28 protein-coding genes and 4 pseudogenes are annotated in these 19,114 nt (G+C 38.1%); 14 read left to right on the plus strand and 18 right to left on the minus strand.

The window, feature by feature from the left end; genetic code table 11:
* Positions 1–40: 40 nt before the first annotated feature.
* The 3 genes from NV349_RS09690 to NV349_RS09700 all read left to right on the plus strand — a co-directional run bounded on the left by NV349_RS09690 (position 41) and on the right by NV349_RS09700 (position 1,797).
* The gene (locus NV349_RS09690; protein WP_036122729.1) at positions 41–349 is read left to right on the plus strand and encodes a hypothetical protein; all 309 of its coding nucleotides are present in this window, start codon (positions 41–43) and stop codon (positions 347–349) included.
* Between the two features lie 103 nt (positions 350–452).
* Entirely contained in the window at positions 453–872 is a 420-nt protein-coding gene (locus NV349_RS09695) for a hypothetical protein (protein WP_051891658.1), read from the plus strand.
* A 103-nt stretch (positions 873–975) separates the two neighbouring features.
* Positions 976–1,797: a DnaD domain protein gene (locus tag NV349_RS09700; protein ID WP_271913177.1), complete on the plus strand. Its 822-nt coding sequence runs from the start codon at positions 976–978 to the stop codon at positions 1,795–1,797.
* 322 nt (positions 1,798–2,119) lie between these two features.
* Here the strand turns inward: NV349_RS09700 and NV349_RS09705 are convergent, their stop codons facing one another.
* Positions 2,120–2,608: an aminoglycoside phosphotransferase family protein gene (locus tag NV349_RS09705; protein ID WP_257982890.1), complete on the minus strand. Its 489-nt coding sequence runs from the start codon at positions 2,606–2,608 to the stop codon at positions 2,120–2,122.
* A gap of 362 nt (positions 2,609–2,970) precedes the next feature.
* Between NV349_RS09705 and NV349_RS09710 the strand changes: the two genes are divergently transcribed.
* On the plus strand, positions 2,971–3,747 hold the full coding sequence (locus NV349_RS09710) for an N-acetylmuramoyl-L-alanine amidase (protein ID WP_036122718.1): 777 nt from the start codon (positions 2,971–2,973) through the stop codon (positions 3,745–3,747).
* 106 nt (positions 3,748–3,853) lie between these two features.
* Entirely contained in the window at positions 3,854–4,138 is a 285-nt protein-coding gene (locus NV349_RS09715; RefSeq protein ID WP_271913179.1) for a hypothetical protein, read from the plus strand.
* Positions 4,139–4,178: 40 nt separating this feature from the next.
* On the opposite strand, the gene NV349_RS09720 is transcribed toward NV349_RS09715, so the two are convergent.
* The 5 genes from NV349_RS09720 to NV349_RS09740 all read right to left on the minus strand — a co-directional run bounded on the left by NV349_RS09720 (position 4,179) and on the right by NV349_RS09740 (position 7,065).
* A complete protein-coding gene (locus NV349_RS09720; RefSeq protein WP_058843076.1) occupies positions 4,179–4,769 on the minus strand; it encodes a copper amine oxidase N-terminal domain-containing protein in 591 nt (196 codons plus the stop codon).
* A gap of 364 nt (positions 4,770–5,133) precedes the next feature.
* Positions 5,134–5,325, minus strand: coding sequence for a DUF2975 domain-containing protein (locus NV349_RS09725; RefSeq protein ID WP_271913183.1), 192 nt, complete (start codon positions 5,323–5,325; stop codon positions 5,134–5,136).
* A 5-nt stretch (positions 5,326–5,330) separates the two neighbouring features.
* Positions 5,331–5,489, minus strand: a complete 159-nt coding sequence (locus tag NV349_RS09730; protein ID WP_231744943.1) for a hypothetical protein — start codon at positions 5,487–5,489, stop codon at positions 5,331–5,333.
* A 96-nt stretch (positions 5,490–5,585) separates the two neighbouring features.
* A complete protein-coding gene (locus NV349_RS09735) occupies positions 5,586–6,293 on the minus strand; it encodes a DNA alkylation repair protein (protein WP_271913186.1) in 708 nt (235 codons plus the stop codon).
* A gap of 151 nt (positions 6,294–6,444) precedes the next feature.
* Positions 6,445–7,065 carry a hypothetical protein gene (locus NV349_RS09740; protein ID WP_271913563.1) on the minus strand — a complete coding sequence of 207 codons (621 nt, stop codon included), beginning with the start codon at positions 7,063–7,065 and terminating at the stop codon, positions 6,445–6,447.
* A gap of 461 nt (positions 7,066–7,526) precedes the next feature.
* Between NV349_RS09740 and NV349_RS09745 the strand changes: the two genes are divergently transcribed.
* The 5 genes from NV349_RS09745 (at position 7,527) to NV349_RS09765 (ending at position 10,561) form a co-directional block, all read left to right on the plus strand.
* Entirely contained in the window at positions 7,527–7,709 is a 183-nt protein-coding gene (locus tag NV349_RS09745; protein WP_230593830.1) for a hypothetical protein, read from the plus strand.
* 185 nt (positions 7,710–7,894) lie between these two features.
* Positions 7,895–8,113, plus strand: coding sequence for a hypothetical protein (locus tag NV349_RS09750; RefSeq protein WP_080717073.1), 219 nt, complete (start codon positions 7,895–7,897; stop codon positions 8,111–8,113).
* A 532-nt stretch (positions 8,114–8,645) separates the two neighbouring features.
* Entirely contained in the window at positions 8,646–9,683 is a 1,038-nt protein-coding gene (locus tag NV349_RS09755) for a threonine aldolase family protein (protein WP_271913188.1), read from the plus strand.
* 94 nt (positions 9,684–9,777) lie between these two features.
* Complete coding sequence (locus tag NV349_RS09760) at positions 9,778–10,329, plus strand: DUF1697 domain-containing protein (RefSeq protein WP_271913189.1); 552 nt, start codon at positions 9,778–9,780, stop codon at positions 10,327–10,329.
* A gap of 22 nt (positions 10,330–10,351) precedes the next feature.
* On the plus strand, positions 10,352–10,561 hold the full coding sequence (locus NV349_RS09765; protein ID WP_058843080.1) for a hypothetical protein: 210 nt from the start codon (positions 10,352–10,354) through the stop codon (positions 10,559–10,561).
* 311 nt (positions 10,562–10,872) lie between these two features.
* Here the strand turns inward: NV349_RS09765 and NV349_RS09770 are convergent.
* The 4 genes and pseudogenes from NV349_RS09770 to NV349_RS23215 all read right to left on the minus strand — a co-directional run.
* Positions 10,873–10,944 (minus strand): annotated as a pseudogene (locus NV349_RS09770) (DinB family protein); the annotation flags it as partial.
* Between the two features lie 33 nt (positions 10,945–10,977).
* Positions 10,978–11,202, minus strand: coding sequence for a hypothetical protein (locus NV349_RS09775; protein ID WP_101966608.1), 225 nt, complete (start codon positions 11,200–11,202; stop codon positions 10,978–10,980).
* Between the two features lie 97 nt (positions 11,203–11,299).
* Positions 11,300–11,679 (minus strand): annotated as a pseudogene (locus tag NV349_RS23210) (EamA family transporter).
* Between the two features lie 135 nt (positions 11,680–11,814).
* Positions 11,815–12,171 (minus strand): annotated as a pseudogene (locus NV349_RS23215) (EamA family transporter); the annotation flags it as partial.
* A 192-nt stretch (positions 12,172–12,363) separates the two neighbouring features.
* Here NV349_RS23215 and NV349_RS09785 point away from each other — a divergent pair.
* Positions 12,364–12,576 (plus strand): hypothetical protein, encoded by a 213-nt coding sequence (locus NV349_RS09785; protein ID WP_271913191.1) that lies wholly within the window; start codon positions 12,364–12,366, stop codon positions 12,574–12,576.
* Between the two features lie 266 nt (positions 12,577–12,842).
* Here the strand turns inward: NV349_RS09785 and NV349_RS09790 are convergent, their stop codons facing one another.
* From NV349_RS09790 to NV349_RS09810, 5 genes are all read right to left on the minus strand, one after another.
* Positions 12,843–13,298 carry a DinB family protein gene (locus tag NV349_RS09790; protein WP_271913193.1) on the minus strand — a complete coding sequence of 152 codons (456 nt, stop codon included), beginning with the start codon at positions 13,296–13,298 and terminating at the stop codon, positions 12,843–12,845.
* Between the two features lie 141 nt (positions 13,299–13,439).
* On the minus strand, positions 13,440–13,985 hold the full coding sequence (locus tag NV349_RS09795) for a DUF7010 family protein (protein WP_271913195.1): 546 nt from the start codon (positions 13,983–13,985) through the stop codon (positions 13,440–13,442).
* 144 nt (positions 13,986–14,129) lie between these two features.
* Entirely contained in the window at positions 14,130–14,318 is a 189-nt protein-coding gene (locus tag NV349_RS09800) for a hypothetical protein (RefSeq protein WP_271913197.1), read from the minus strand.
* Between the two features lie 105 nt (positions 14,319–14,423).
* A complete protein-coding gene (locus NV349_RS09805; RefSeq protein ID WP_271913198.1) occupies positions 14,424–14,621 on the minus strand; it encodes a hypothetical protein in 198 nt (65 codons plus the stop codon).
* A gap of 133 nt (positions 14,622–14,754) precedes the next feature.
* Positions 14,755–14,958 (minus strand): hypothetical protein, encoded by a 204-nt coding sequence (locus NV349_RS09810; RefSeq protein WP_271913199.1) that lies wholly within the window; start codon positions 14,956–14,958, stop codon positions 14,755–14,757.
* A gap of 170 nt (positions 14,959–15,128) precedes the next feature.
* Between NV349_RS09810 and NV349_RS09815 the strand changes: the two genes are divergently transcribed.
* Positions 15,129–15,356: an NUDIX domain-containing protein gene (locus tag NV349_RS09815; protein WP_271913201.1), complete on the plus strand. Its 228-nt coding sequence runs from the start codon at positions 15,129–15,131 to the stop codon at positions 15,354–15,356.
* A gap of 34 nt (positions 15,357–15,390) precedes the next feature.
* Here the strand turns inward: NV349_RS09815 and NV349_RS09820 are convergent, their stop codons facing one another.
* Complete coding sequence (locus tag NV349_RS09820; protein WP_271913203.1) at positions 15,391–15,564, minus strand: hypothetical protein; 174 nt, start codon at positions 15,562–15,564, stop codon at positions 15,391–15,393.
* A gap of 108 nt (positions 15,565–15,672) precedes the next feature.
* On the opposite strand from NV349_RS09820, the gene NV349_RS09825 reads away from it, so the two are divergent.
* Positions 15,673–16,050 carry a cytidine deaminase gene (locus tag NV349_RS09825; RefSeq protein ID WP_271913205.1) on the plus strand — a complete coding sequence of 126 codons (378 nt, stop codon included), beginning with the start codon at positions 15,673–15,675 and terminating at the stop codon, positions 16,048–16,050.
* 112 nt (positions 16,051–16,162) lie between these two features.
* Here NV349_RS09825 and NV349_RS09830 read toward each other — a convergent pair.
* Together NV349_RS09830 and NV349_RS09835 are read right to left on the minus strand one after the other, a co-directional pair.
* Positions 16,163–17,348, minus strand: a pseudogene (locus NV349_RS09830) (MFS transporter).
* A gap of 21 nt (positions 17,349–17,369) precedes the next feature.
* A complete protein-coding gene (locus NV349_RS09835) occupies positions 17,370–18,188 on the minus strand; it encodes a MerR family transcriptional regulator (RefSeq protein WP_271913206.1) in 819 nt (272 codons plus the stop codon).
* 446 nt (positions 18,189–18,634) lie between these two features.
* Here NV349_RS09835 and NV349_RS09840 point away from each other — a divergent pair, with 446 nt between their 5' ends.
* A complete protein-coding gene (locus tag NV349_RS09840; RefSeq protein ID WP_271913207.1) occupies positions 18,635–19,090 on the plus strand; it encodes a hypothetical protein in 456 nt (151 codons plus the stop codon).
* Positions 19,091–19,114 lie beyond the last annotated feature (24 nt).

Below are 19,114 nucleotides of genomic sequence, written 5' to 3' on the forward strand. Positions count from 1 at the left end.
TAATAGTGGATGAGTACATTTGTAATAGAGAGGTGGTACTATGCAATTAACAGATGGTACACGGACATTTGACACGGACATCATTGATGAGGCTGCCAGAAAGAAAGAGCGTGATGAGCAGGAGCGGGAGATGCTCAATGCCTTTGCACGTTATGCTTATCTTCGCTACAAGCAAATACGAGATAAAGTAAATCCACGCAAATGTAAATATATGTATATCCATCAAGTTCGCCAGCAAATAACATCACCTGCTAGGCTTCAACGTGTTTGTAAGCTTCTGACGATGACAGAGGAGGAAGTTCTGTACATTGTGGAATTTGTGCGAAAGTATTTGAAATATGTGAAGTAAACCTCATCGACTGATGGGGTTTTTTTACATAATTTCTAGGGAGAATTATTTTTCAACGACCTGCTCCATATAGTATGATGAACGTGGGTAAAGGAGTGAGAATTTGAGATTCATTAAATTTCTAGTAGTGATGATTATTTTCCTTGGCGTAGCTGGGTATGGTGTGTTACATTTCGGCACAAAATTTGCCTCTGAAAAAATCGTAGATACGTTGTCAACGGAATTAGAAAGCAGCGGACAAAAGGAAGAAATCAAAAATACCATTGAAAATGACCCTCAGTTGAAAGCCTATATGGAGGAAGCAAAAACGGTTGACAGCAGTACATTGCCGTTTACGACAAAAGAAGAGGCGACTAAAGTATTAATTCAAAAAGTGGGGATCACGGAGCTGAACGACATTCGTGTGAAATTGCAAGATGGCTCGATGACACAAGAGGAAGCACTGCAAATGGTTGAAGGAAAATTGTCGGATGAAGAGCTTGCTGCGTTAAAAGTAATCGTTTATCAAGAGCTTTATCAATAAAATTCGGACATGCTGTTGTGGCATGTTCTTTTTTTATGTCCCTTTTTCGAAAAATTCCCTTTATATAATAAGAAAGGGAATTTGACAGAAAGAGGGGATCATAATGATTTATAGAGTAGCCAAAAAGGAGAATTTCGTTGTCTTGGACAAGGGATTTTTAAATGATGATCAATTAAGCTGGAAGGCGAAGGGGCTGCTTGCTTATATGCTGTCCTTACCAGATGATTGGTCTTTTAGTCTTGCCGATTTAGCAACCCGCAGTAAATGTGGACGAGAAGCGACTGCACGAATTGTAGACGAACTGATACAGACGGGTTATCTTCAAAAAATTCAAGAGAGAACAAAAGATGGTAAGTTTCGTAAGGTGGAGTTTCTCGTATATGAAGCTCCAGCACTTGCTGCCATGCCGTCAACGGGAAATGCGTCAACGGTAGCACCACAAACGGAAAAGCCCACACTACTAAATAATGAATTACTAAATAATAAATTACTAAAAAATATAGATGATGATAAACAATCTGCACCCTCTGTCTATCACTTTTACGAGCAACAAGGCTTTGGTGCACAAACTGCCCATATTGGTGAGAGAATTCATCATTGGCTCACTATTTTTACGGAGGAAATGGTTATACATGCGATGAAGCTAGCAGTGGAACACAATGTATTACGTTGGCGGTATGTAGAAAAGATTTTGCAAAATTGGTATAGCAAAAAAATAAAAAGCATGGAAGATATAGCCATCGAGCAGCAGCGATTTCAAGCACGTAAGCAACAGATGGCACGACAGCAAGTTAACAGACGTCAAGAAATCATTCCGAAGTGGTTTCATCAGCGTCATGAAGAGGAAGTACTATGTGATCAACAGCCAACAATGGATTTTGCAGCGGAACGTCAAAAAATATTAGCATTATTAGGGAGCGTATAATCGTCCGAATACCATAAAGGTTTGGTTGATGAAAAGTCATCATGATCCTGTAATATCAAGTGAATTCTTGCTAACGCATCGTCAAAAGAACGTGGGTCATATTGGCGTGTCCAAACAATGGTGGAAAAGACCGTCATTGCCACATATAAGGCATAAAGCTGCCAAAATGTATCGTCTGGAGTAGCCGAAAAATAGCCATTGATTTGCCCGATGCAGTAGGGGATGCTGTGACGTCTACTAAATAAGGCAAGATTATAAAAGTCATGAGAAGGGTCACAGGTCGATGTTTTAGCAGTGGCAGATGCGCCTCAATAAAGCTTCATCATTTTGCTTCCTGTGGTATGTGATAGGAACCTTGCTGGTATGCCTTCCAATAAGCAGAGAATTTCTTGCGCTGTGTCGCCTCCCAATTGAGCATTGGCGGAGCACTCACTTGATGGATTTTTCTCAATTGTTGCCCAGCAGCAAGACCGAGATGGAATTGCTCAAAGTCAGTGAATTGCTGGATGACATCATCCGCGGGTATTCCTTCTAAAAAACGAACGACCGTTGCGGTTAAATGGGCTTCTTGCAGCACCTTATAGTCAATCGCTTTATGTGTTTTTACACCCTGTTTTTCTAATTCCTGTAGCAACATAAATTCATTTTTGCGTTTTTCACGATGCGCTACATCTGCTAATCGTACAAAAAAGCGCGTTTCTCCCACAGTTACGAGATACTTAGTATCAGGAGAATAGCCTTTGAGGACTTTGGTTATTTGCGTAAAACCATCTAAGCTTGGCAATTGCTGAAATATATCTACTATACGCACATGTCATCCCCTCACTTTCAATATTTTAGAAGATACAAAATACTATAGGAAGCAATCTTTGTCAATGTCTTGGATAGTAGGAAGGGGTAAAAAAATCATATATAAAAAATAGTAAAAGAGCACAATTAACTAGAAATCACTGGTATGGGAGCATTTATTAACTATAAGTGAATGTCTTTGTATCATTCACACTCAGAAAGAGAGGTGAAATGATAGCAATAGTCGTATGCAAGAAAAGAACCTGTTAAGCCCCGTAAGGAATACCTCTGATTAATTATCGTTTTTCCCTGAACATCACAAATAGTAGAAATGGATAACATAGCTGTCATTCACGAAAAAATGATAGGAAAGGGTGGTGTAGTATGAGTTATGTTATTGAAAAACAGATCATGTCAGGGTTACCGAATCAAGCGCTCACGGCTATAAAATATGTGGTGGCGCATGAATCAGGTAATAGCAGCAATACTGGTCCAAACGCATTGGAAAACGAGATTGCCTATATGAATAGAAATAAAGCGAATGCTTTTGTATCCCACTGGGTAGGCGGTGGTGGACGAATCGTACAAGTAGCCCCCGTGAATCGTGTGCAATATGGCTGTGGTCCAAAAGGAAATCCATATAGCTATGCCCAGGTGGAGCTGGCACGGACAGCTAATAAGGAACAGTTTAAAAAGGATTATGCAGCGTATATTTGGCTGTTACGTAAGCTTGCCATAGAGGCAGGAGTCCCAACTGTTTTAGATGGCAATGGTAACGGCATTAAGTCACATCGATGGATTACGGAAAATCTAGGAGGTACCACACACAAAGATCCTTTTGCCTATTTAAAAAGTATGGGGATTTCAGAAGCACAGTTCCAGCTAGATATTAAAAATGGACTTGAGGAGGGATTAACAGTGTCACAATATAATGAGCTGAAACAAGAAATTGCGATGTTAAAAAGCTTATTAGCTGAAAAAGCTAGCCTACAAGCAAGCAGGGAAGTAGGAGCATCTCATAAAGAGGCATGGGAATGGGCCGTTAACGAAGGAATTATCCGAGGCGATGGCAGTCAGAACATGAATCCAGCAGGCGCTCTCACGAGGGAACAAATGGCGACAATGCTTAAACGTTATTACGATAAATTTATAGCGAATTAACTGGGGAGGATAGAGCTTGCAGGCAAAAGCGAGCTTTATCCTTTTTCATTAAATAAAGGTTTTTTCAAAGTTTTGTCGAATGTAGTAGAAGAGAGGAGGGGTTTTGATGTTAACGAAAATAAAAAAAGTGAAATTCGAGCAAGAAAGAAAAAAAACATTGTACAAGGTGATAATGGAATGTCCAGAGGGGAAACAATTATATGTGAAGTTTGATTATACTTATAAAACGGAAAATTTCTGGCCTTTAGAAGTGAATTATAATAAAAAGAACTATGGTGCGAAACTAGCATGGTATACAAATGAAGTCGAGAATATGACAGTGGCATCATTTTTAGAAACCATTGCTGGGAAAATTAATAAGAAGTACGACTTTGACTTTAAGCAACAATAAAAAACAGCATCCTGAGGAATGCTGCTGTAAAGCCTATCCATTAATTGGTCGAGATATAAACAATCAATGCTGCCTCATCAAATGTTACATTTGCACCAAGTGCTTGACTAACAAATCTTAGAGGAACCATCGTTGTTCCTTGATAAATTTCAGCTGGATGGCTGAGGGCGATAGTGGATGTAGTACCATTTGCATCAACATAAGCCATTTTATTCCCCACACCAAGCACAATTTTTTTACTGCCCTTTGTTGCCGTTACTTTTTTCGTTGCACTTTCATAAGCAACTGTTGCTCCAAGTGATTCAAAAATGGCCTTCATCGGCACTAATGTTGTGCCATTTTTCATATAAGCGCCAGGCGTGTAATGTTGCTTTACATTATTTAAATAGACAGCAACTTTTGTCAACACTGGGGCTGTAGTTGCTTTTGGTGTCGGTGTAGATTGGCTTTGACCACCTGAGGAGGACCCTCCATTATGATAATGGTAGCCTGAACAAAGCCCTTTCGCTTTGGACTTGTCCGAGCAATTATGCCCACCATTGCCATCTAAACGCCCAGGATGCGCTTCCGCAATAGAGGCTGTAGCGAGAAATAATGTAAACATCGCCATTAATAAAACCAATTTCTTCATAAATACCCTCCTATTATTGAAATATGTAATTATTATACTGTTAAAAAGTAAATTTTGATATGTTTTTATAGTAAAATAGTTGTAAAAGTTGGAGGAAACTAGAGCAATAGGCATGTGGCGTATAAAATGAAGCCCTTTTACGAAGAACTTTCGAAACAGCGGAAGTAGTAGGACATGTATAGGCGATAAATTGGCACTAACAATTAAAAGTTGTTAGTGCCAATTTATTTTGCTTCAGCGGGTGTTGAAACCCATGTCTTATGGCAAACCAATATCCTGTGCCTCTGACGGATGGCACTGGTTTTCGAGCAACTCGAAAAAATGTAGATGCAGCGTAAGCGATTATGCCGAATCGTAATGCCAGTTATGTCTTCCTTGTCAGTAAACATGATGATAGATGCTGCAATGCCAGTGCAAGAAAGAGAACAATCGTGAATGCACAATATTTGATAGTTCTCAAAGCCTTTACAGACGATGCCGAGAACGCTTTATGCTGGTCGGTGTTGATTAAGAGACGATATAACGTAATGTAGTAGGGAACACATAGAGCAGACACATAGATTAAAAAAGATAGGACAAATAAGCAGATTTGGGATGTGCTACTGCGTCTCGATTAGCCATGTCAAGTAACCAAAATAGCCCTAAAGCTAAAGCAGGAATACCTAGCAGAATAATGACAATTTTTAAGAAATGGTTGCCCTTTGTTTCTGTTTCATTCAAAGCACCTCATTGGTTACCTTGATTTTAAAATTCATTGTTTTCTATCTAAAAAAGACATCCGTCCTTGTGGGAGGGATGTCTTATTAGACACGATGTTTAACATCTTACATATTTTCGTTTAAAACCAAGTCTGCCTCGCTCTACTTCCTTTTGAATCGTTTCATAAGCATTTAGCGTAGTGTTTTTTTTGTTGTCTCTTTTCATTACCACTGGACCAATTGCCTGTGCCGTTTCAATGGCTTGCTCATGAAGTGGTACATAGGAAATGGCCACTGTGTATAGAAAATTATTCATCGCAGATTTCGTGCGTGCTGGTGCATCATGAATTGTATTTTTTACCACTTCCAGCATGTTGGCTAATTTGCTCATAGAAAATTCGCTATCCTTGCGATTTCCTAAAAGCCAGCAATAGCAGCTCCAGCCCGCTGACATTCTTAGCTCCTCACCGCTGGCAATCCATGCATCCGCCACCTCCTGTGCAATAGGGGCTTCCGCTAACGTGACCGCTACAACATAATCAGACAGCATATAAAAATAAGCCGCATCCATCCAACGATCAAAATCTTCCACAGTCATTGCTTTGGGATCAGCAATAACGCCTGCAAAATACATCGCATCATAGTTACCTGTAGCATAAAGTTCTTCTGCTAGAGCTTGATTGATTTTGATTTTCTTCGCAATAGGCTTCATGGCTCCCGTTGCCACACCAAATAGTGGCTCCTGAGCACCATTTGACAGATACATTTTTTTCGTCCGTTCCTTGCCTAGAGCCTCTAGCTCCTGCATCACCATTTCTGCATTCATCCAGTAGCACTTCCTTTACCTTTAATAGACACAAGCCCATTATCCTATAACAAACACTCATTTGTCATGGAGGATACAGATAAAATCGCCTAATAATAATGATTTTATGTTAGATGAATGCCTTTTGGGAGATTTAGCTTGGTTGAAGAGGTTAGAGCCTATTCCATATAAACATAAATTGAGCTGCATCGGATTCTAGCGCAATTCGATGATCGTCCGTCGATTGATCTTCAGTCAGCAGGCGACCTTTTTGCACGTTTAAAATGGCATGTTTAATAGTGTCAGGGTGTTCTATTTCGTAGTGAGAGTTTTTCAGGAGGGTTAAGGCAGATTGGCATTTATATTTATCAATGCGCTCATTTTTACCTTTGAAATACAGCTTAATCAAGTAGGGGATATCGTCGATGATTAAACCAAGTTCAGGATTGGAACGCACCGTTAATGCATCACTATACCAATTAGCCTTACCTGGTGCAAACCATTGAACATTTTTATTTTTTAAAAATTTTAAATAGGCTTTTACGACATCCTGATAATTTTTTTGCCGTGCAGGGAGGGCATTATCAATCATATCGAGTAAATAATTGTCAGGCAAACCCTGTTCATGGTATTTTTTTAAACCATCGCGTAATGCCTTCCAATAATCTTTAATTGGATGATAATCTCCCTGATATTTAATATCTTTCACAAACTTCGTCTTGGCTGTACTTCCCTTCATCGTGAAGTCTGTAAATTGGGTTAAGCCAATGGATGGCTTTGTGATAATCGTCATCATTCCATCGCCCTTCTTTCCTTATCAATGACATGTTATAGATTATATTGGAAAGGGGGACTGTATATGATTTTCTGGCGTGTTAAAAGTTATCAATGAAAAGAATTCTACTAGGCATCGCTTTCTCGTACAATTGACATCTTTACAATGAAAAAACAACATTCTATAAAAGAAATGTACCGCCAAGAACACCTTCTATCGATGCTCATTGAAGAACATGAAAGGAATAGTCAATTTGAGCAAACCGTATGGATTCTTAATTGTGCACATCATTTCGTTTCTGACAAGGACTTTGACTATACCAAGCAGCATAGCCTTGCGACCTACCATAAATTATATGAGCAACTGTATGACCATCTTTTGAACCAGCAGACAGTGAAATTAGTTTAGCTAGAAATAATCATTTCATACTGTACTGGGAATAGATCAAACCAAATAGGGCAATGTAAGACTACTTGGAGGTGATCATTTTGTCGAAGGGCAAGCAATATAAACGTCAGTCAGAGTTGGCAGAATTAGCGACAGATTTAAGTCCAGATGATTTAGATGTGCGTGAAGAAAATGCTTTAACACAAGAGCAAAAGAAAAATTCGAACGAAGGTACTCGCTCGAAAAAATCTGCAACACGTAAATCGCAATCATAATACTGACACCACAATCATCGTGATTGTGGTGTTATTTTATCTTTCATTTCACGTCCACTAGACCAATGCCACCTTTCTACAAAACACATTAGCAATAAAAGAAATCCAGAAACAATCCATAGTATACTGTAAACAATAACAATAAATGGTATAATATATAAAATGGTTGAGAGGAGTTGATATAAATGACTTTATTTATCTTGTTTATTGGGATCATCGTTGTCGTCGGTATAGTCAGTATGCTCAATCAACCGTACAATAAATCGAGCGAGCAATCACACCATAGTCACCCAACAAACGATTTTCTAACAAATGATGCACAGATTTCCTCACAGGAAAGCCATCATTGTGCTGATTATAGCGCATCCACTAGCGATTCCTCATGCGGCTCATCAGGGGAATGAAGGAATGGTTTAGGTAATTTGCTATATTTCCTTGTAATTCCGCTCAAAGGCAAAATCACAAGAAAACGCAGCCAAAAGCGTGTTATAAAATAACCGAATTGTCAGGAAGCATCTCAAAATCGGAGCATAAGCATCCACCACGAAAAAGCTGGAAACCGGTAGTAGACTGGTCTCCAGTTTTATTCATATGTAAGGTTATCTTAAATGTCTTGTTTCTGCATCAATCATCTAGTTAGCCAAATTGACACTCGGAGCGATAGTACTAAAGGAGTACTTGATGTTTACACAGGACGCGGTATGAATGATAGAGGAGCCAGTAAATAGTCAATATTCGGAGCATTTGTTTCTACAATCTCTATTAATTGTGCAGAATCATCGGTGAATGCTGATAAAATGACGATTCATTTGGGACGAACAAAGGGACATCACAATGAGAAGCATCACCCTATCATAAGAACAAACAAATGGCGAAGATGGGGCAATATGGCGTAAGATAGAGTAATAGATAGAGAGAATTTTGGAGGGACTCAATATGATACGATTCGAAAATGATTATGCAGAAGGCGCACATCCACAGATTTTGCAACGATTAGTGACGACAAATGAGGAGCAAACACCTGGCTATGGTATGGATAAGCATTCGGAAACAGCTAGAGCTTATATTAAAAAAGCGATTGCAGCAGAACAAGCAGATATTCACTTTTTAGTCGGCGGTACGCAAACGAATACAATTGTTATCTCGTCTATTTTGCGTCCTCATCAGGGAGTCATTGCCGCGCATACGGGACATATTGCGGTGCATGAAACAGGTGCAATTGAAGCCACTGGTCATAAAGTGCTGACATTGCCGAGCGAGGATGGCAAAATAACGGCGGCACAGGTGAAAGCATGCTATGATGCTCATTGGCAGGATAGCACGCATGAGCATATGGTGCAGCCGGGCTTAGTGTACATATCTCATCCTACAGAAAATGGCACGACGTATAGCAAGGCGGAATTAACGGCTTTAAGTGAGGTTTGTCGAGAATGTGGCTTACCGCTATTTTTAGATGGGGCGCGACTAGGATACGGGCTTGTAGCGCAAGATAGCGATTTATCCTTAGCAGAGATTGCGAAGCTTTGTGATGTTTTTTATATTGGTGGCACGAAAATGGGCGCATTATTTGGCGAAGCGGTCGTAATAGTGAATCCTGCGTATCAAAGGGATTTTCGCTACATGATGAAGCAAAGAGGAGGGCTGCTTGCTAAGGGGCGTTTATTAGGCATTCAGTTTGAAACCCTATTTGAAGAAGACCTTTATATGGCTATTTCTCATCATGCTGTAGACATGGCGATGCTAATTCGACAGGCGTTTATCGACAAAGGCTTTGCATTGCGCTATGATTCGAAAACCAATCAGCAGTTTCCGATTTTACCAAACGACATGCTGACGGCTTTGGCAGAGAAATATTCCTTCTCTACTTGGGAAACCTTTGATGACAACCATACCGTTGTGCGCTTTTGCACAAGCTGGGCCACAAAAAAGGAACAAGTAGATCGCTTGATAGAGGACATTCACCAATTAGCCTAATCAGTGAACTGCACCTGGAATAAAAGGGTGCAGTTTTTTCCTATTATTCCTTAGAGGTTGCTATACTAGAGGAGGAAAGGAAAGGTGGAATGGCATGACGAAATATATAGCATTTTTAAGAGGCATTAATGTAGGTGGACACAATAAATTGAAAATGGCTGAATTAAGAGAAGCGCTTATACCGCTGGGATTACAAAACATTCGGACATATATTCAAAGCGGCAATATCCTGTTTGAATCAAGTGAGTCTGAGGTATACCTACAACAGCAAATACAAGCAACCATTCAAACAGTTTTCCATATCACAAGTATCGTGATAATCAGAACAGCCGAAGAACTGCAATCAATCGTCCATAATTGTCCGTTTTCAGAGCAAGATATGGCTGAGGCAAGTACCACAGCTACAGGGGAAAGTCTCCATGTCGCCATGCTACCAGTTGCACCCACTGAAGTGAATGGTGCGAAGTTATTAGCCTACGAAAGTGAAAAAGAGCGTTGTCTCATCAAGGGCAGAGACGTTTATCTGTTATTTTACGAGAGCATCCGCAATGCCAAGCTGGGTCAACAGCTACACAAGCTGGAGATACCTGCAACGGTGCGCAATTGGAAAACGATGAACAAGCTTGTGATGATGATTGACCAGTAAGACGGATAATAGAGGTGTAAGATTGAGACGAGACCAAATAAGTTATTTTATCTATCCTTGTGCTTATTTCATTGTGAGAACGATCAATCAATGGAGAAAACAAGAATCGATTACATGGGGAGAAAATGTCATGACGATGATTAGCCTAATGTTCTTCATCTATCTGTTGATTCTCATGTGGAATTGGTCAAATAAGCCCTATCAATGGGGGAAAAAAGATAAAGAAACATAAAACAAGAGAGCCCTTTCATTTTCTTTTAAATGATTGCTCTCTTTTTTCAGCTCATCAACATATAAAAAAACCTGCAGCGAAGTTAATCGCTACAGTTCAGAATTGGTTGATACCCTTTGAGTATTCTCATGTATTATAGCATAACTCTTTATTTCCTGTATAGAAATGTTTAAGTCTAAATCAATTTATGCAATTACTGCTTCATCATCACTTGAACGTTTTATAAAAATAGGACTCGATGTGCCGTAATCTCCTCCAAGCAATGCGACCAAAGATGTTATGGTTTGCTGAAGCGATTCAACCGTCAGCTAATCAAGCAATTTTTGTGTAGCAGCAGCTTCACATGTCCAAGAATGTAAAAAATGGTCCATTGTCTGAAACATAAAATCCTCTCCAAAATAGCATGTTTTATTTTGCTATGTGCCCAAAATAAAAGCAATATAAAGTACCGCATAAAGAGGCAAAGCAATTGAAAGCATGATATACATGGTCCATTCACCAATTGTTAGTGTTCCTTGCCATTTCGTTAATTTTAGCTGTCGACGATATACCATACTGGCAATTAATATGACTAACAAAGCGAGATCCTTTAAGTTATCGAAAAAGGTAATCACAGTATCAGCTCCTTTAGGCTTTTGCAATATATGAGCCTACAATTGTCAACATGACTAGCCAAGATAGTGTCCAGATGTCAACATAAAAAGTGCTTCTCTATATAAAATAGAAACGCACGTCCATTTATTCATCTCGAATGACGATAAAAACACCACTCAATATGAACAGGGAGCCTAGCCAAAAGGACAGTCCTATCGTCTCTCCTAATAAGAGCCAGCCTAAAAATGTGCCAACAATGGGCTGGAAGAAAAAAATAAGCCGCCACTTGACGCATTCATTAATTGAAGCCCTTTATTCCACAATAAAAAGCCACCCGCTGTAGAAACAATGCCTAAGTAAAGCAAGCCCCCTGAAATCGTTGGCTGCAAAATAGTTGTTAGCGCCAAATCCTTTAATCTTGGCAGGATAAAAGGTGTCAACAAAATCACAGCTACTATAGATGAGTAGGTTGTCACGACAATTTGTGAGTAATGGCTAGGCACTTTTTTTACTAATGCCGACATGAATGCCCACGTTAAAGCAGCGACTAGTAAGTAGAATCCACCTAATTGCTGTGTAATATCGATTTGGGCGTTGCCCACAATGATCCCAACGCCAATGGTCGCGAGGACGATGGACAAGCATTTTTTAATCGTAATGTTTTCCTGTAAAATAAAACGAGCGAAGACAACCATAAAAGCAGGGGTAGTAGCAGTAATCATCGCTCCCATTTGAGCAGTGGAGAGCATTGTCCCCATTTCTTGCGTGACAATCGAAATCGTATTTCCGATGAGACCAACAAGAAAAATAATCAACCAATCTTTTTTAGCGATTGTCCAAGATTGCTTCATCACGATGCCGATAATACCGAGTGCAATCACCGCAATCAAATAACGAATCCAAACAAGCTCCAATGGTGGCACAACCTCCACCACTACTTTAACTACTACATACATGGCGCCCCAAATACTTGCAGCAAGCGATAAAAAGATGGCGCCGATACCTTTATTTCTCATGTTTTTTCCTCCGTTTTCATAGATACCTATGCCCTTAACGGAGAAAAAGCGCTTCTACCGTTAAGGAAGAAGGATTGCTGGTACGTCCTGTTCAAATAATGGAGCAAACATCATAATAATCCCACCATCCCCAAGTCATTTTTATTAAGTATAATAGACTATCCATCGTTTTCCTAGGGGAGGTGGATGATAATGGTATTACTTCAATACGCGATGGGAGAGAAGGATTTACCAATAATAAAGGAGGTTTACCAATCTGTTGGATGGAAGAAACATGATGAACAGATTATCAAACAAGTTTTCAATGTAAGTACATATCAAGTATTCACTATGGTGGATGGAAAAACAGTGGGCTTGGCCAGATGGAGTATTTTATGCCGCCATTTACAGTGTGGTTGTACATAAAGCTTATCAAGGCTCATTTACTCCTAGAGGATATGATCGTCCAATGAGGAGAGGTATCCTGTAATCAGTTAATCATTACAACAGAAAATGAACCGTATTTATGTAAAAATGGGCTTTGAAAAATATGAAGCTGGGTATGACCATCTATCAAAATCAGCAACTTGCTCAAGAATATCTGGAGTAAAAGGACGCTTTTTCCCACGAAATTTTTTCAAATTACTGTTCCTCCATTTAAAGAAGTTGTTCTTTTCCTTGCTTTCCCTTTATTAAAATAATGGCTTTGGCAATCCATTAAGGTGCGCGATAACGGAGATTTGCCCAATATGGTAAGCTTCATGCGAGTATACATGATGAAACAACCAGTTAAGTGTAGGTACGGAGGGTGGTGTCCAACCATCGGAAAATTTAGGAACTTCAACTAATTGATTGAGTTGCGAATTGTCCAATGTATGTAGAATATTATCCGTATAATTTCTAATTTCAATATAGCTATCTAGTATTTCCTTCGGCGAACAATCATCGTGAAGGTTTAACATACAAGGTTTTTTAAGTCCAATTTCATTCACCCAATAGTCTTCACTACTTGATAAATGCAAAATAACCCATGCTATATTATTTGGATAAAAATCTGACTTTTTAAACCAAAATGCCTCATCAAGTGTGTTTAGGTAAGGTATTAATGTTTTTCTAAGATCATTCCGATATGGAAACAGCAAATCCATCCATCCTTTCATTTATGAATACGTTTATTGTAAAGGGACAAACAAGGGGTAGAAAATGAATACTTTATTTCTCAGGTTGAAGGAGGTCTGGAATAATTAAACGATAGATAGTGTCCAAAAAAATCACCTAGAGAAAGGTGATTAAATCGGATTGACTTTAAGTTCTCTTAGAATCAAAAGAACGCCCATTCCATACACGATAGAGATTGCTAAAGGTACAAGTGTGTAAGCTTGATCGACAAAGAAGCCACCTAAAATCAGAGCAGAAAAACAAACGCCTAAAGTCACAAATAAATAAGCTTTACTTTTATAAATCCATATGTAAGGTAGAAAATGAGCGCCTGCAAGTAAACCAATTGTGAAGGGAAGGAATTCAGGTATGTTCATATACACAATGATAAATACAGGTATGTAAAAAGCTTGAGGAGCGGCAACGATTCCTCCTAACGTCCCTAAAGGGTTACCAGTAGCGTTTAAATTAACACCAAGAATTTTACTAATGAAGAAGCCGATGGGAAAAATAGCTCCTAAGCCAAATATCCAAATTAAACGTACAACTTCTATTGGCAAAACTAAGGGCATTAGGGTGAAAAGTAAAAAAACAACGGCACCAGAAAGTAAAATAGGGAATCCTTTTTTAACTTCAACGATCATTTCTCTTTGTAAATCTTCCAGCGTTTTATCCATCAACGCACCACCTTTCATGAAATAAATACAACCTATAATATACCAGTAATTATCTATTTTTACCATATATGATTTGACATGGAGTTTTTGAAAGGAGCTATGCTGAAAAAGATTGAACATAAAAAAGCCGATTAGCTCGCCTAATCAGCTTCTATTTTTTAGCTTTTTCTCCGTTTCCATACCGACACTGAAAGCCGCGAATACCATACCAAAGAAAAATATAATTTGAACGAATCTGTCTGCGGTCCAATGCCCTAAAAAATTCATGAAGACAAAGATCATAATGAAAATGGTTGAAACCACTTGTATATAGAAACGTAAATTAACAACCATTTGTACACCTCCAATTTATGTAAATCACATCACACTTTAAGGTTAACATGACTAAGGGTGTAAAACCATTATTATTGAATATTGGAAAGATAATGTTATGTAAAGTTATTTATCTTTTTGAGGTTTTACAAAGAATGAAATGAACATAACAGAAACCCCCATGGCAATGAATAGTACTGCAATAGATTTATTTGAAATAAATCTATTGTATTCTAGGGCACCAGTTAATCTCGCTGATCCGATTGAAAGCGATAAGATGCCTAAAACAAATATGATATGTCCAATTTTAGAATGTGTTTTCATTGCATAACAACTCCGGATATTTAGGTTAATAACTTACAAAATGATAACATTATTAGGGAATATTTAAAAATATGGTTCTGTTTGATTGCTGCACAATATAAGGAACATGCTTGAAAGATATTGATTGGTAAAACTATGAAACTTTTTCTTTTTTGGGTTTCACAAAGAAAGAAATGAACATGACAAAAAAGCCCATAGAAATGTATATTAGTGCAACAAATTTATTTGGAATAACTGAATCATATTCAAAGAAACCAGATAATCTTCCCACTCCGCTTATAAGCAAAGTAATGCCAAAAATAAATATGATCCATCCAAGTGTAGACATTGTTTTCATTGCATAACAACTCCTGATATATAGGTAATTACCTATATAAGGACAATATAATTGGGTAATATATGAAAATATGGAATGATGCATTTACTGCACAATCTGAGGATTACAGTAAATAAAAAGGAATTAATAGGACAATTAATTGTTAGGAAATTTGAAAGAAGGTTATAAGCATGAGAGATAGAAGTTCGGTTGTAATAATTGAAAATAAAATGGTTGCACTTATTAGAAGGGAAAGAGATGGTACCGTTTATTATGTTTTTCCAGGCGGTGGAATGGAGAATAATGAAAAACCTGAAGATACTGCAAGGAGAGAAGCATTAGAAGAATTAGGCGTAATCGTTAGGGTCAAGAATTCTTTACTGAACACTTTAAGGCGATTATGCAAAAAAGAGATTTAAAATCAAAAAAAGAGCTGTCCAAAAGAACAGCTAATTATTTGGCAGCTTTAAAAAGAGTTTTTCCCTTATTGTAGAAAAATCTTTCCCACTTAGCTAACAACCCATTGCCATTCTCGCCATTTTCTATTGCTAACGAATGATTTTTATGGAAATCTTTTACTCGTTTATGATGTTCTTTTTGCCATGGGTGCAAAGGTTGATGTTTCATTTTTTAGCCTCCTTTTCGTTACTTAAGTATATGATGGAGTCAGATAAATTAACAGTAAGCTAGATCATCTAATTAAACAGAAAAAATTAGTTTAATAAGGGGATGGAAATGATGGAATTTGAAGAATTATATACTATAGCAAAAGGTGCTTTAAATCCAAAACAAATTTCAAAAAATCTTATGCAGGTTCTGTTGCTGCTGCCATTTTATGCGAAAATGGTAAGGTATAAAGGGGTGTGTTTCGATATGCCTTGCTCTATGGGATTTTGTGCAGAACACGAAGCGATAGCAGCGATGATTACGGATGGTGAATGTAAAATAAAAGGAATCATTGCAGTTTACAAGGATGGAACAATCATACCATCGTGCGGAAGATGTAGAGAGTTTATTTGTCAAATTCATGATGATGACTATCAATGCGAAGTAATGATAGGAGAGAATAAGATCTTGACGATAGGTGATTTACTTCCTATTCGTTGGGCATGAGGATGTTGATACAAAGGAAGGCATTGCAAAGAGCTGAAAGTGTGAATGGATTAGAAAAACTACCTTTATATTGAATATGCCGATTTTCAATATAAAGGTAGGATAAAAACATTTAATATTTTACTTTAGTCATAAAAGGAGTTTCAGTCCTACTATTCATTTTTTTGAATAGCAAGATAGCAAGGAATAAAGCCATGCTTACAATGCCAAAACCTACCGAATTCAAGTTTAGGACAGAGGTATGGCCGATGACAAATCCACCTAATGCAGACCCTAGCGCAAAACCGAATTGGATAAAGGAGGTATTTATGCTTAGGGCTATGTCTGGATTTCGAGGTACTAGCGTGACAAGAAGGAGCTGCTGGGCTGGGGAAATACTCCATGTTGCTACCATAAAAATCATTAAAACTAAGATCAATACAAAGAGATTGATACCAGCTAATGCAAATAAGAGGAGCGTTGTTGCTTGTAGCAGCAAGCCAAAATAAATGGTGAAATGCGAACCCTTTGCATCAGCCAATTGCCCACCCATTCTTGATCCAAGGAAGCTACAGATTCCAGCCAGAAATAGAATGCCGCTAATTTCGGTTATAGAAAGAGTGGATGTGGCTTGCAAGAAAGGCGTTATATAAGTAAATAGGGTAGCGTAGCCACCTACATAAAATAAAGTAATAGCCAGTGCAGTTAGAATTTTTGAATCTTTTAAAATGGAAAGCTGCGACCGGAGGGTAACGGCTTCTTCTTCCTTGATTACTGGAACTTTTTTATAGAGGATAAGCAATGGAAGAATGGTTAATAAACCGATCAACATAAATAAAACTCTCCATCCAAACATTTCGCTAAAAAAATGTGCCAATTGGAACACCCAGCACAAGCGAACTGCTTAGGCCCATCAAAATTATGCCGATAGCACGGCCTCTTCGTTCTTTTTCAACTAGTCGAGTAGCTACTGCCATGGCTACCACTGTAGCGATTCCTCCGCTAACTCCTTGAATAATTCGTATCCATAGTGCGAATTCAAACGTAGAGCTTATAAACATTAGCCCGTTGCTAACAATAAACACACTAACGGTAGCCATAAGCAACTTTTTGCGATCCATATTTATGGTGAGCGCAATGAGAATTGGAGCGAAAATGGCTGCGGCTAGGGCAAATAATGTCACTAATAACCCAGCTTCTGAAATTGTTACTCCAAAGTCTACTGCAATCATTTCAATAACGCCTGTAATAATGTACTCAACGGTTCCGATTAGAAAAACAACAAGCGATAGAACATAGATAATTAGATTATTTTTCAACTCAATTCACTCTTCTTTCAGCTATCTATTTGTAATAGGTATTTGTATTTCCATTAATTGGACGTTTTGTGTTGTAGATAATGGTAAATATATTTCTCTACCTGGTTCGTTTTCCTTGATCTGATAGTTATTTTTCACAATCCAGTTAGCTAAATCAACACAGGCCGTACAGGCAAAGTTAGAATCCGAACGAAAGGTCATTGTGGCCATCATCGGCTCTGGAGGAAGCGTCCGTAGTTGAAATGTATCAGGGAATGATGGAAGCTCCTTGGTTAAAAAATAACCGACTTCAAATTCAAACTCATCTTCTTTTTCCTCTATTTCTTTCCATAAAACGACCTGGGGACTTTGAGCCAAATGGCGCATTTCCTTTTTTAATAATTGATTAAATGTACGAAACAGGTCTGGAATATCTTCTTCTCTCCCACGTGCTTTCAATGAAAGGAACTGCTGAACACCTTCTGCCTTGATTCGGATTTCTTGATCTGATTCCACTTGTCCCTCTCGTTCTAAAAGCTGCATACGCTCTTCAATCCGTGCGAGCTTGGCTTGTTCCGTATCGATAACCAGTTGGATTTCACTTTTTTTCAGCTTAAACATCCCTTGAATATCCTTCAACGAAATATCTTCGTGGAGCAAACGTATAATCTGTGGCAAGGTGAACCCCAATTCCTTATAGAGAAAGATTCGATTGAGCTCAAGTAACTGGTCTGCTGAATAGTATCGGTAGCCAGTGTCATCGTCCACCTTTCTCGGCTTTAAAAGGCCAATCTGATCATAATAGCGCAATGTTTTTAAGGATACTTTGCTTAGCCTAGAAAATTCACTGATTTTAAACACAATATCATCTCCAATCTAATAACTTAATGTAAGTATACAGTTTCCTGTGCAGGGGAAAGTCAAGTGTGCAAAAGGAATTTTTTAAACAACTTTAAGGAGCCTTACTTCAATAAAATGTAGTAAGGCTCTGTCCCTGTAAGCCGATTTTGCGAAAAGTCCAGTTTTCCTAAAGAACCTTCAACCCTTAGTAGCACATTCGCATCATTTTGAATCAATGTAAATCAATCAAACTACATTTTAAAAATCTTAAGTAATAGTGATTTCACAAGGAGACCATAATTTTTAACATAGGCTATCAAACGATGGTTTGGGGGGCTATATTTCATTCAAATAACGAAGCAAACTACTTTAGCGAAGAAAAATATTTAATACAAATTGACTGAACATGATATGATAAAATGGTTATTAATTCCATTGAGTGATTTTAATTTATATGGAGGGTATTTATGCATGATTTTTATTTAATAAAAAAGACTGAAACACAAGATGAAGAGTTTTTTGAATATTTTTGGAGAGACATAGAGCAATACAAAGATTTAATTGTTGCATACATTGGACTTGAAGACAACATCGTTGATTATATTTTTGATTCGCTTACATGGATTCCATGCAGGAACCCAAGCTTGCCTGGAATGCCTCAACACATAGGCTTTAATAACATTGGTGTCACCCTATTTGATGAACATTCGGCAACTTCCCTTATTTCGATTTTCACTGCTTGGTGTGATTTATTAAAAAATGGTCCAGAAGAAATCCTCAAAATGATTTATTACCATGATTACTCTGAGGATGAATTACTGCGTTTCGATAGAGACTATGCGATAGCCAAATTTGAAAAAATGAGTTCAATATCTAAACAACTGTCTGAGGGCAATTATTATATCTATCACATGGGGATATGAAAATCAAAAACTAATTTTTCTTTG

Origin of the sequence: Lysinibacillus sp. OF-1 (genome assembly GCF_028356935.1) — a bacterium.
Classification (GTDB): Bacteria; Bacillota; Bacilli; order Bacillales_A; family Planococcaceae; genus Lysinibacillus; species Lysinibacillus fusiformis_D.